Annotated in this window: 13 protein-coding genes; all 13 read right to left on the bottom strand. The window is 32.2% G+C overall.

What is annotated here, in order from left to right:
* Nucleotides 1-100: 100 nt before the first annotated feature.
* On the bottom strand, nucleotides 101-553 hold the full coding sequence (locus AABM38_RS04005; protein WP_423409249.1) for a VanZ family protein: 453 nt from the start codon (nucleotides 551-553) through the stop codon (nucleotides 101-103).
* A 727-nt stretch (nucleotides 554-1,280) separates the two neighbouring features.
* Complete coding sequence (locus AABM38_RS04000; protein WP_423409248.1) at nucleotides 1,281-1,715, bottom strand: acyltransferase family protein; 435 nt, start codon at nucleotides 1,713-1,715, stop codon at nucleotides 1,281-1,283.
* A 680-nt stretch (nucleotides 1,716-2,395) separates the two neighbouring features.
* The gene (locus AABM38_RS03995) at nucleotides 2,396-3,934 is read right to left on the bottom strand and encodes a lipopolysaccharide biosynthesis protein (protein ID WP_423409247.1); all 1,539 of its coding nucleotides are present in this window, start codon (nucleotides 3,932-3,934) and stop codon (nucleotides 2,396-2,398) included.
* 134 nt (nucleotides 3,935-4,068) lie between these two features.
* The gene (locus AABM38_RS03990) at nucleotides 4,069-5,244 is read right to left on the bottom strand and encodes a glycosyltransferase (protein ID WP_423409246.1); all 1,176 of its coding nucleotides are present in this window, start codon (nucleotides 5,242-5,244) and stop codon (nucleotides 4,069-4,071) included.
* Between the two features lie 40 nt (nucleotides 5,245-5,284).
* Nucleotides 5,285-6,460: a glycosyltransferase gene (locus tag AABM38_RS03985; RefSeq protein ID WP_423409245.1), complete on the bottom strand. Its 1,176-nt coding sequence runs from the start codon at nucleotides 6,458-6,460 to the stop codon at nucleotides 5,285-5,287.
* Nucleotides 6,457-7,578: a polysaccharide pyruvyl transferase family protein gene (locus AABM38_RS03980; RefSeq protein WP_423409244.1), complete on the bottom strand. Its 1,122-nt coding sequence runs from the start codon at nucleotides 7,576-7,578 to the stop codon at nucleotides 6,457-6,459. Before AABM38_RS03980 ends, AABM38_RS03985 begins: the two co-directional genes overlap by 4 nt.
* A gap of 14 nt (nucleotides 7,579-7,592) precedes the next feature.
* Nucleotides 7,593-8,777 (bottom strand): glycosyltransferase, encoded by a 1,185-nt coding sequence (locus AABM38_RS03975; RefSeq protein ID WP_423409243.1) that lies wholly within the window; start codon nucleotides 8,775-8,777, stop codon nucleotides 7,593-7,595.
* Nucleotides 8,749-9,828, bottom strand: a complete 1,080-nt coding sequence (locus tag AABM38_RS03970) for a glycosyltransferase family 2 protein (RefSeq protein WP_423409242.1) — start codon at nucleotides 9,826-9,828, stop codon at nucleotides 8,749-8,751. The genes AABM38_RS03975 and AABM38_RS03970 overlap by 29 nt, the downstream gene beginning before the upstream one ends.
* Before the next feature lie 10 nt (nucleotides 9,829-9,838).
* Nucleotides 9,839-10,579, bottom strand: coding sequence for a glycosyltransferase family 32 protein (locus tag AABM38_RS03965; RefSeq protein ID WP_423409241.1), 741 nt, complete (start codon nucleotides 10,577-10,579; stop codon nucleotides 9,839-9,841).
* Between the two features lies 1 nt (nucleotide 10,580).
* Complete coding sequence (locus AABM38_RS03960) at nucleotides 10,581-10,928, bottom strand: helix-turn-helix domain-containing protein (protein WP_423409240.1); 348 nt, start codon at nucleotides 10,926-10,928, stop codon at nucleotides 10,581-10,583.
* A gap of 27 nt (nucleotides 10,929-10,955) precedes the next feature.
* On the bottom strand, nucleotides 10,956-12,137 hold the full coding sequence (locus AABM38_RS03955; protein WP_423409239.1) for a DegT/DnrJ/EryC1/StrS family aminotransferase: 1,182 nt from the start codon (nucleotides 12,135-12,137) through the stop codon (nucleotides 10,956-10,958).
* Nucleotides 12,138-12,782: an acetyltransferase gene (locus AABM38_RS03950; protein WP_423409238.1), complete on the bottom strand. Its 645-nt coding sequence runs from the start codon at nucleotides 12,780-12,782 to the stop codon at nucleotides 12,138-12,140. It lies immediately after the preceding gene.
* Nucleotides 12,779-13,393, bottom strand: a complete 615-nt coding sequence (locus AABM38_RS03945; protein ID WP_423409237.1) for a sugar transferase — start codon at nucleotides 13,391-13,393, stop codon at nucleotides 12,779-12,781. The genes AABM38_RS03950 and AABM38_RS03945 overlap by 4 nt, the downstream gene beginning before the upstream one ends.
* Nucleotides 13,394-13,406 lie beyond the last annotated feature (13 nt).

The raw sequence follows: 13,406 nt of genomic DNA, 5'->3' as shown, positions 1-13,406 counted from the left end.
AATAATAGTGTATTAAATGCACAATTCAAACTACTATTCTTTTTGAATTATAAAACACCGTTCGTTCTTTTTAAAGAATTTATTTTCGACAAATAATTTATCATGATACTTTATTCACACTTCTTAACCATTGCCCTACTCGAGAATTCCTTTTATAGTAATAGCTGCGGTTGATAACCCACCAAAAAACAAACACACCAATACCATCCTTCAACAGATCGATTAAAGAAAAAGATCGAAAAGGTATATATAGCTGATGGATTTCATCGACTAGACCATATGATAGAGCTATGGTGACAGCTATGACTTCTTGCCATCTCCTCAATGTTCCAAAGCTAAGGAAGACCAGTATGATACATAAGTATAGAATACCGAATTCAAATATATGGGCTAATTCCAGGCTTGCACCTACTAGCAAATATACAGTTTTGTTAATAGCGCTCGATATGGGAGATAAGCTTTCTGGATCGAAGTGGCTTGATTGGAGCCATATTAATGACAAATATCCAATGGTAAGGAATATAAAAAATAATTTTCTTAATATTAATTGCATGAATAACGTCCTTCTATATTATTATTAAATAAGAAAAAAGAATCATACCAAGGTATGTATAATTCTCATTATTTATCCAGTTGGTATATATGTGACTGCCCAAACAAAACTGATATTAAACGATTTTTATACTTCTCTTTAATATGGTTTTATGGTCATTTGATCTAGATTTAGATTTATATTTCTTTATAAGAGATTTTTGAATTGGTTTCTCTATATAAAAAGTTATTACAGAGGCTATTGCAATAGATAGAAATAACGGTATTATTATATAGATTTCATGAGTTAATCCATTATTCTCTAAAGAATCAATAATGATATATCCAATATTTTGGTGAACCAAATATAGACTATATGATATCGTGCCTAAAAAGTTAAGAATTTCCCCTTTTAAGAAACCAAGTTTATTATTGATTAGTAAGTAGAATACACCATAAAAAACACTTATTACTATCCCTGAAAAAAAACTAGAAAAAGCAAATTGGTAAAGCAAGGATAATCCAAGAAGGATATGGTAAATTACTAAATTGTTATTCCTTAAGAGATAAAACAGTATGCCTGCAATGAATAAATTTGAGTAATTTATTATGCCTAAGTCCCCTAAAACAGGGTGAATTAGGTCATTTAAATAGAGAATTTTTATTATATAAATGCTTAATAACCATAAAGTCGATAAAAGTATTGGTTTTCTTATTAAACCTACAGCGATAAAAAACATACTAATTATTTAAAATGTTATCTCAATACCTAAGCTCCAATATGATCCATCCACTAAATTGATACCTATTCCAGGAATGACGCTTTGGAACATAGTTAGATTAAATAGATAATCCTTAAAACTGATATTCATTCCCTCTAAACCTATGAAAACAATAAATGTATATGTTAAAGTTACTGAAAAAACATATGCAGGATAAAGTCGAGCGATCCTTTTGAAAATAAAGTCTGTTAGACCTTTTGTATTTATAAGTGTCATAAAAATAACAAAACCACTTATCATAAAAAATAAGTGGACCCCATAACTACCGTATTTAAAGCTTAGAAAATAATCATTTTTAACATGTCCGTATGATTGTTCATAGAAATATGTATAATGAAAGAAAAGTACAGCGAGTGCTGATAGCCCTCGCAGGGCATCTAATTCATAAAATCTTTCCTTCATATTTTAACCTCCAAAAAAATATTTTCATCTTAATTATTATTAAAAATTTTTTTATTTTTTATTTTGCTAATACTAGACACCTTAAAAGAATACTTTTCCATCCTCATAATTATTTTTTCTCAAAGTTTATAGAAAGAATTCCAATAAATTTATTACTTAAATAAGCTATAGGAATAATAACTAATGGTACTAATATAAATAATAGATACTTGGATACAATGGATTTAAATGATAAATGCACTAACACCATTACTGGTATATGTACCAAATATACGCTATACGAAATCTCACCTGGATTATAAATTGGCAAAATAATACTCACTATACTCATAGAAACACTGTTTTAAAAAAACATTCTTAACTGGAGTGTGGTTGATAGATTATCTAGGAGTTTTTAGTCATCACCGAAAATCCCCAACTGTAGCTTTGTCCACTTTGGTGTTAAAACTAAACTAAGTATGGCAATGGAGCATAGAAATGAAACAAGAAAAGTATCAAAGCAAATAAGAATCTAATATAATCTAAGAGGCTAGACGCTTTACTATTAATTTTATAAGTCTTTATTTTCTCCAATTAAGTTCTCCTACAATAGACTTGGTTATAAAATAAAAATGGTAATTAAGTAAAAATTTAAAAGCAGCAATCCAAAGTGCTGCTTTTTCATTTTCAGGAAATTAATTCTATAACGTTTCACTTTGAAGGGCTAGTTTGGATTTCCGTTTTCTAACTATCTTCCAAATATACATAAATTCTTCAGTTTTATAAAAAATCGAGAAATAAAACAGATTCGGCACTATCAAACAAACCAATCCCTTTAATATTAAATCTAATAATCCTTCATCGTTTGTAAAAGTATTGGTGACTAGTGTGGTTATATAACCAACAAACAGTGTTAAAAATAGATAAAACGCATACTTCATAAAATAAGAGTTTACAGTTACCTTAAAAACATTCTTGTAAACTATAATTGGTTGTGTCCAAAATATAGTCAGTAAAGTACTTAAAGTAGTTCCCATGAATATCCCTGCTAATCCATAAAACTTAACCAAGATTAATGAAGAAATTAAATTAATTAAGCCTTCAAAGATTGGCACATATTTATCTTGTGTGAACAAACCTGCTTTATTTTTAAAGGTTGCAATCGCTGTACGCATACCTGTTAAGTAAAAGTTAATCAAAATAAAAATAAATGATAGGTGGTTTAAAATATATTGCTCACCTATCCACCAGTTAATAAAAGGCTCTAATAAGTTATATAAAAAAATTACACTAAGTGAAAAAACCCAGAAGTTCACTAGAAATGAAACCTTGAAAATCGAATAGTTTTTCTCTCCGTTTTCAGTAGCGATCAGATTCCCTACACTTCCACCAATCCCCCCCAGTATTGGATTTACCAAAGAAGATAACTGTGAGGTAATCATTACATAATTTGAATACAAACCAACAGTAGCTACACTAATAAATGAAGAAATTAAAAGATTATCTGTCCCAAAGACCAAAAATCCTCCTATATTATGCATAAACATGGCTTTTACATTTTTAACCAAGTTTTCTTTAGTTTTAATATCCAGAGAATATATCTCATTAGTTTTAATATAAGGATATCTTTTATTTACTACCTTTCCATTATAAATGGTTTGAATAATATACAATGCCAGTTCTATTGTCAGATATAGTATAAAGCTGTTTGTGATTATTAAAATTATAATCCTTACAATCATTGTGGTTACCTGAAACAATAGATTTACTTTTGCAAGGACATATCCCCTTTGATCAGCATTGATCAGTGACCATTTATGTGCATTTAAATAGGAAACGATATTTTTGGATACAAAAAGGAAATATATCAATCCCAAATTCTTAATATTTCCTCCATCCTTCATAAGTAAATCCAAAAAAGGGAATAAAAAAATACTTAAGAGCGTTACTATCAACGCAAGGAACCCATAAGCTTTCTTGTAAACCTGAACTAAAGCTATGATTTTTGGCTTATCACCATCTGCGAGCGGCTTATACAGATTATAAACAATACTTATCCCTATCCCACTCTCCACTAAAGCCATTACGGACAGTACATTTGTCAGTAACCCATTTATCCCAAGATATTCAATACCCAAGCTGTCCACAAAGATCTTGCGAGTAATAAAGCCTAATAAAACTAGAATTATTTGGGACAGGATCCCTATGGAAATGTTTTTTATTGAATGTTCTGTTCTCATCTTTCAGCTACCATCTCATTCACACTACCTCCACAATGATTTCTTTCTTATACCTTTGAATCGATTACCTCACAAACTTTATTTCAAAAGGCTATTCCTCTTCATCCTACTATTTAATCTTTAATATTCTTCTGTTAGAAAAAAGAGAATTGAGGTTGCTCCTTCTTTTTTCTGTTTTTAGATAACGTTTTTATCAAACTAACTCTCTTCCCATCATGCTCTATTAGAAATTTTATCCTTAAATAAATTTCTTCTTCGTTTAGATTTACTATATAACCATTTTCCCCATCGACAATTTGTTCATATGCACCAATAAAGTTGGTAGTAATTATTGGCTTAGCCAAACATTTTGCTTCGGCTAAAGTCAAGCAAAACCCTTCATGCCTTGATGTTTGTACGTATATATCTGCTTGAGCCATGTAAGGATAAGGGTTGGTTTTTGAACCTAAGAGGATAAAGTCTTCTTCCAGTCCAAACTCCTTAATTAAAGCCTCCAGTTTTCCCCTGTATCTCCCTTCCCCTATGCAGTACCACCTAACATTAAAACCATTCTCTCTTAGCTTTGATAACACCCTTACAGCTAAATCCTGCCCTTTCTCTTCAGACAGCCTGCCAACTGTTATAATCTTCAAACCATTATATTTATCATCAAAAGTTATTGTTTCTTTTGACATCTCCTCAATCAATTCAGCATTGATAATGTTAGGAACGATTCTTGTCTTACCTTGTGTAGATGGGATTTGATGTACTAGCTGTTTTTTTGCTTCATCCGAAATCACAACTAATTCATGGAACTTGGAATATAATTTTTCATATAATTTTTTATTTATCTCATGTTTGGACACATCAAAATGAATCCATGATATTTTTTTTTCTGCTTGGACTTTTTTAGATATATAAAAATCAATCAGGTCAGTAGGTCCCTGGTAAGCTATTGCTAAATCATATTTTGTTGATTCTGGCGGAATGTTCTTCATTACATATTTATAATAAAGGTATCGATCATCAAATTTCTTTGAAATAAAATATATAGTCACGAAACCGGGAATTCTTTGAAAGCTTCCTCTTACAATATATTCACGAACCGTCTTATGTGGCGAATGCAAAATAACCGGCTTGACTTTAGTGAACCAAGATGCTTCTTTTACCTTCACCCAATCTGGTACAAATGGAAGAAATCCTCCTTTTTTTTCTAACAATAGGAGGGTTATATCGTACTTTTCTTTATCCATATTTGATAATAAGGAGAGCAATGATTTTTCAACTCCCCCAATATTCATGCTGCTCAACATAAAAAGAATTTTTTTCATTCACTCACACCTCTGACTTAAAAATGGAATTCATCAACGGTTATAAATCTATTTTCTTAAGGCGGGAAGCTATATTAAGTGATTTAAGATTAAATCTAAGTTCATCTTTCAACCTTGATTCTTGTAATAAAACTTTAACTGCCTGATAAATACTAGTAGAATTGCACTCTACAATTAATCCTGTCTTCTCATGTGCTATGTGTTCGCTAACTCCAGCAAATTTAGTACTGACAATTGGAATATTGAAGCATTTAGCTTCCGCCATTGTCAGGCAGTATCCTTCATGCCTGGATGGCTGAACGTATAAGTCACATTGCTGCATGAAAGGATAAGGATTGGAGTGGGACCCCAATAATATAAAGTCATTCTCAACATCATATTCCTTTATCATCGCTTCATACTCTTTCCTGCCATTTCCTTCCCCAATACAGTACCAGCGTATATTAAAGCCTTCATGTTTAAGCCTTGCTAAAACTGGTATGATCAAATCCTGCCCCTTTTCTTTGCTAAGCCGTCCTACGGTTAAGATTCTTAATCCGTTGAAATTATCCTGGAATCCATTCCCCTCTTTCGCCAGGTTGATTATTTTTTCTGGAATCGTAATATTTGTAAAGACTTCTGTATTATTCTTTACTGTTGGTACTAAGTTAACTATCTCCTTCTTACCTTCTTCTGAAACAGCGAAAACTTTATCGAATTTGACAAAAAATTGAGATGCGAACTTAACATTGAAACCAATTTTACTAATATCAAAATGAATCCATTGATACTTTTTCTTCGCCTTAATTTTTTTCACAATAAAATAGCTTATGAAGTCCATTGGGCCTGCATAAGCTACTGCAACATCGTATTCATTTTGATTAATAGGGTAATGACGCAATAAGGAAGCAAAAAGCAAACTCCTCTCCTTACTGATTGATGTAATTAGAAATAAAATAAGATAATAGAATGCTTGTAATAGTTTCCATTGCTTAAGAAAGTTCATAACAACTATTTTTGGAGGGTTATTAAGAATATCTTTCATTTGTGAATAACCATTTACATATTCTACTTTAACCCCATCAGGAATAGAGCCTAAAAACCCTCCATAGGGTTCCAACATCAAAATCGTAATATCATACTGCTCCTCTGGCATTACATCTATCATATTTAATAAAGCTTTTTCAGTTCCGCCTACATTCATGTTTATTACCATAAATAGTACCTTTTTTTTCATACTATTCCTCTATATCCGGTTTCGTTTTTGGTAAATTCTTTCAATTTAGTGAATTGTTTCTCTGCATTTTTAATAATGTCACCAATGTTTAACACTTTTTGATCTAAATTACTAAGAACACTTTCATCGTATTGTAGTTCCAGATTATCCATTTTCACATTACAATTATTGAATTTAATATCTCTTAACATATTAATAGTCTTTGAACTGTAAATTATCGGCAATAATTTGATGCCTAATAATAGCGAGAGTATATTTGCGTGAAATCTAGCAGCTATAAACAAATTAAAAGAAGCTATTAAGTTAATAGCTTCTTTTAAATTCCCGTCATAGCTGTATATAGTTACGCATCTTGAAATATTAGGATGTAATTTATCCAAAATAGTATATATAATATCAAGATCTCCCTCTTTTTCACAGAATGACATCAATGAACATTTATAACCTTTATTAACTAAAAGTGTTATAGACTTTACTGTACTATTTATATACTCCTCATAGTAATTAGATAAACCATGTTTATGTCTAACATCAATTATTGAAAATCCTACATGGTTTTCCACTGTTTTGTCCTTATATTTTGTTAAATCTACTTGAAAGATTATATCAGGTGCATATCGAACCTGTTTGAGTTCCTTAAATAATTCATAAGAATATAAATCCCTAAAGCATACGTCTGTACAGAGTTGAAATAGGTTTCTGTAGTCATTAATAAAGCCCTCAGTTTTTACCGGTCCAAAATTAGCACCCAGTATATAAACTGGTTTATTACTTTTCTTGAATTCCATAATCAATTTCAGCCTATCATTATACAAAGGTTTATGATACTCTTCCTCTCTAAATATAGAGCCCCCAATAAATAATAAGGCATCATGTTCTTTCGCTACTTCATTATAGTTTGTTATCGAATCTGTTAATTTTAATCTCTGCCCAAGTTTATTAAAAATATTATATTTTCTCCTTTTTACATTCGGATAATTCTTAAGGAATTTATCATAATGCGAGCCTAAATAATTAATTGTAAAATCGCATTCAGGAAACTGTTTTGCAATTGTATCTAAGAATAAATCATCACCAAGGTTAAACTGCAGATAAATTTCCACAAAAATTTTTTTCATATCTAGTTCCACCCTTATAATTCAACTATATTATGAAAGTTTTTAATTTGGTCCACCGAATTGTACGGAAGTTCTAATTTGAGGTTACTTAACATCTTTTGTTTGTAATTGAAATCATCTATGAATTTTTTTATTCCATTATAAATAGACTCGGCATCGTATTGCACTATTAATCCATCTTTATTATGACTAATAATTTCACTTGCTGTAGGGAAATTTGTACATACTATAGGTTTCTTTAAAATCTTTGCTTCACATACAGTCAATCCAAAACCTTCTTTAATAGATGTCTGAACGTATATGTCACAATTTTTCATATAGGGATACGGATTAAGCTTTTTCCCAAGTAAAACTATATGTTCATTCAAGTCATACGAAGATATTAACTTTTCCAAAGTTTTTCTCTCTGGCCCTTCCCCGATAAAAAACCATTTAAATTTATAATTACTATTTTTTAATAGCTTGGCAACTTCAATGGCTAAATCATAAGATTTTACTGGTACTAGCCTACCAACAGTTAAAATGTTTATTTGACCTTCACTAAATTCATTTACTTGAATTTCTTCGGCCATTCTTTCTATCATTTTAGGATTTACCACATCTAAAATAATTTGAACCTTATTTAAGTATTCAGATTTAACGTTAGTAATTGAGTCCTTGGTATTTTGAGAAACAGCAACAATTGAATCGATTTTTTTGTATGATTCATAATCTAAATCTTTATTATATTTAGTCTTTTCATAATCGGTATTTATCCATGCGATTTTCTTATAGGCTGTTACCTTATTTGCAACAAAGTAGGTAGGCATTCCTTGACTGTATGCAATTGCAACATCATAAATATTAGTAAGAGGAGAAATAATTTTATAAATACTTTTGAAGACCACCTGTTCTGTATGTAAAGGCATTTTCTTATAATTATTCATTCTTAATAAAAATGAAGTTTTTATTTTAGGGTAGAGTAATTTTATTTTTTCATTTTTATAATTCCTTCCTTTTGTCACATAACAAAAATAATTCGGTACAGGTAAAATATTTACTTGCTGTGGCAAATAGGGGACCAGGTCCCCGCCAGTACTAAACATTAACAAATCAACATCGAATTTTTTATAATCTAATAAATTCAACAGCGAAACGAGACTCTTTTCTGCTCCACCTATGTTTAATGAATCAATTACGAAGAGTAGTTTTCGTTTCATAAGATATCCACCCATTTAAAAGATTTTTTTTAAATTTAATAATTTTATTCAAACTAAAACTATAAAAAATACCTAATTTAAAGTTTTGTCTTTTTATTAACATAATTAATGGCTTATAAATGATCTTTTGGGTTCTATAATTCTCTATGTGCATTTGTATTACTTGATTGTTATAAATTCTTTTTATGTTTTGTACGGTTATATCCAATCCGATTTTATCTAAATTTAGACTTTCTCTAATTACAAGTTGTAATAATGTTTCTTGCATTCTTTTGTTAATTATCCCTGTTATTTTTTCATCACTTAATTTAATTTCTGTTAGTATTTTTTCTATTCTAGAACAAACGTTTATGTAATTTTCTAGATAATGAATAGAAACATTTGAACTAATACTATTCTGGTTAAGTCTATTATATTTATAAAGAAATTCATTAATCATACTAAAGGATTCACAATGAGAAGCGTATCTAAGTACGAACACTAAATCCTCTGACATATATAAATCTTTATCTAACTGAAGATCGTGTTTTATGATGATTTCTTTCTTAAAAATTTTACTCCAAAGTACTCCACCTGTTCCCTGGCACACCATTTCCGCAAAATCATGAACAGATGTTTCTTCACCAATTTCAAAGTCTATATGTTTTTTTATTCCATATTCTGATAAATCAATATACCCACTACAAACTAAATCAGATTTTGAATTATGAATTTTCACTAGAAGGGATTCAATATAAAGTTGTTCAATTGTATCATCTGCATCTATAAATACTAAATATTCACCACTAGCAAAATTAATACCAGCATTCCTGGCTTCAGCAGGACCTCTATTAGATTGAGATAAGTATTTTATTCTCTTATCTTTCATATACGTTTTAATTATCTTTTCACTATTATCTGTTGATCCATCATTAATAATTATTATTTCAAGATTTTTATAGGATTGTTGTAACACACTTTCTAAACAATCAGATATAAATTCTGCAGAATTATAGACTGGTATAATTATAGTAACCCTAGGTAATTTAGTATCTATTTCGTAACTGTGCAAATTTTTTCACCTAATTCCTTGAGACAACTTTTCTTAGTTTCGCGACATTCTCTCCTCCAATTAACTTTGCCGCTATTGATTTCAAGTTACTCTTCAATCTTATTTTCGCAGATAACCAACTCTTATAAAAATGATGCATGGCATAAGTGTTATCAGAAATAAACTTTCTACAATTAATGTAATCATACGGAGAGAAATAAGTCTGCGGGTAAAAGGCTGCTAAACCCGCTAACTCTTGATACTCTCCATTCATAATTAATCCTTGAGAGCTCAAAAGCTTCGTTACAATAGCTACATTCGTAAGATCATCATAGCTACCATCTTTTTTAATGAATTTTTTTCCTCTATATGAATCTAAGAAAATCTCAATGATTGGATTTCCTTTTGCTGCTCCAATCGTGCTAGTGGCGATATAATTTTCTTGTTCGAAACCCCAAAATGACTCATGATGCAGTAAATCATTAAAGCTTTTAAAGACTTCCACGTCTGTATCCAGGTAAATTCCGCCATAACGATATAACCCATAAACTCTTGCATAATCGCTAACAAAAGCGTATTTTCCAGATTCGTACGCTTCTTTCACATAATCGTTCGCATTAATATCAAAAGTATCTTCATTCCATTCAACAAATTGATAATCATGCAAATGTTTTTTCCAGCTACTCATACACCTTTGAACAATCTCGGGCTTTTCTCCTCTTCCAAACCAACAGTAATGGATGATTTTAGGAATTTTTTGTTTTCTGGCCATTTTATTTTTTGACTCCTACATTTTGATTTTGCCACTTAATAAAATCAATTAGTTGTTTATACTCTTGAATGTTATCTTTTTTAATCCCTGTTTTTTTCAATTCTTCTACAAATTCATAAAGCTCTTTGTCTTGGAGTACCTTTTCTGTACTATGACCATTTATCAACAATGCATTAAGGTCAACATCTAATACAACCGATATCTTCTCCAGGATCTGAATTGATGGATTTTTATGTACATCCCGTTCTATGTTGCTTAAATATGATTTGGAGATGCCGGATCGATCAGATAGTTCAGAAAGGCTCAATTTCTTTCTTCTTCTCAGTTCAGATAAATTTTTTCCAATCATGAAAGTTACCTCATTATCCTTTGGATATTAAACTATTCTTCTTTCAACCTCTTTTACCGTCATAAAATTTTTAATACGATTGATTACTCTTGTTTGGTCCAGTTCCTCCATATTTGATCCAGATGGGAGGCAAATTCCATTGGCGAATAATTCCTCTGAAACACTTTCGTTTTCGTAATGCGAATAGTACTTAACAGTCTTGAATAATGGCTGCATATGAAGGGGCTTCCAGACTGGTCTCGCTTCAATGTTTTCTGCAGCTAAAAACTCTATTAGTTGGTTTACTGAAATAACCGCTTCTTTTTCATCAATCGTCATTGCTGTCAGCCATCGATTTGAATAAGTTCCGTTTAATTCCGGCATAAATTGAATACACGGTATTCCTGATAATTCTAGCTGATACCGCTCAAAAATAGCTCTTCTTGCTTCGACTCGTTCCTCTAATACCTTCAATTGCGCTCTTCCAATTCCAGCTAAAACATTGCTCATCCGGTAGTTGTAACCGACTTTGCTATGCTGATAATGCGGTGCTGGGTCTCTCGCCTGTGTCGCCAGGAATCGGGCTTTATGGATTGACGCTGCATCGTTCGAAACGAGCATTCCTCCACCAGAAGTGGTAATAATCTTATTACCGTTGAAAGAAAAAATTCCAAATTGACCAAAAGAGCCACTTGGTTTACCTTTATAAGAGGAACCAAGAGATTCCGCAGCATCCTCAATCATAGGAACATCATACTGCTCGCATAAAGCTGTCAATTCATCCATCTTGGCGCTCTGGCCATACAAATTAACGACAATCACTGCTTTAGGAAGTTTGCCATTTGAATCTGCCTCCCTCAAAGCTTTTTCCAGTGCAATTGGCGACATATTCCACGTCTCTGGCTCTGAGTCGATAAACACCGGTTCGGCACCTAGATATAGAATTGGATTTGCGCTTGCGATAAAGGTCAACGTTGAACAAAAAACTGTATCGCCTTTTTCTACTCCTAATAAAGAAAGAGCCAAATGAATCGCTGCCGTTCCGGAACTGACGGCTGCAGCTTCATTGACTCCTGTATAAGCGGCTATTTCCTTTTCAAATGCATCAACATTTGGACCCAGTGGGGCTATCCAATTTGTTTCGAAAGCTTCATTAATATATTTTTGTTCATTGCCACTCATGTGCGGTGATGAGAGATAGATTCTTTTTTGAACAGCTGTATTTACCATTTATACACCCCCAGTAACTTCTTTCATTTTCACAATTGCAGGCACACCTACTGCAGTGCAATTTGCTGGAATATGGTTGATCACTGTCGCTCCTGCTCCAACTATTGCCCACTTCCCTATCTCCATACCAGGAATGATGGTTGCACTTGCTCCCACTTGCGCGCCTTCCCTCACCGTTACATTCCCTGTGAGCGTTGCATTCGGAGAGATATGGACGAAATCTTCAATATCACTATCATGCTCGACAACCGCGCATGTATTAATGATTGCATGAGCTCCAACTCGAGCATCTGAATTTACCACGGCACATGGCATCACGACACTTCCAGGACCTATGGAAGTGTGCGGACTTATATGAGCTGTTGGGTGGATCAATGTTGTATAGAAAGTTGAAGGTAAACCCAAACAATCAACAATCTGCTTTCTTACTTGATTATTTCCAACTGCGACAATAAATTTCACTTCGGGAAAATCATTCGCGAACCTTATAGCTGAATTCACCGGTCCATAAAAGACTTGCTCATGATAAAATTCAGTTTTAAATTTATCGTCCAGGCAGCCAACTATTTCTGCACCTTCCATTGCTCGAATAACATCTCTAATGACTTTACTATGTCCACCCTGACCAATAATGGCAATTTTCATCCGTGCCCCTCTTTTACAATAGAGTTTGAGCCTTTGAATGGTTCCATCGTCACATTGCCTGGCTGTGTCACCCCTTCGGACTGGATGACCTTATAAAATGTTCGCCATAATATTTTTAGATCTAGTAGAAATGATTGATTTTGAACGTACCAAACATCGAGTTTGAATTTTTCTTCCCATGAGAGAGTATTTCGCCCGCTTATTTGAGCGAGCCCTGTAATCCCTGGCTTCACGAGATGGCGCTTTGCCTGTTCCTCTGAATAAAGCGTAAGGTAATCCATCAAAAGTGGTCTTGGACCTACTAAACTGAGATCGCCTTTTAACACATTAATAAGCTGCGGCAATTCGTCCAGGCTGTATTTCCTTAAAAATTGTCCAGCTGGTGTCAGGCGGGTTTCATCCGAAAGTAAATTTCCGTTTCGATCTCGTTCATCTGTCATTGTCCTAAACTTATAAAGATAAAAGGGCTTCTCATGTAATCCTGGTCTTTTTTGCTTAAAGATTACTGGCGAACCTAACTTCATTTTTACAAAAATGGCAGTAGAAATGATAATTGGCGATAACATGATAAGAAGCGAAATGGAACTAAATAAATCTAAGAGTCTTTTCATTTTTATGCAACCC

The sequence above is a fragment of the Heyndrickxia sp. MSNUG genome (assembly GCF_049532715.1).
Classification (GTDB): domain Bacteria; phylum Bacillota; class Bacilli; order Bacillales; family Cytobacillaceae; genus Mesobacillus.
This window is presented reverse-complemented; position numbering and strand designations above follow the sequence as displayed.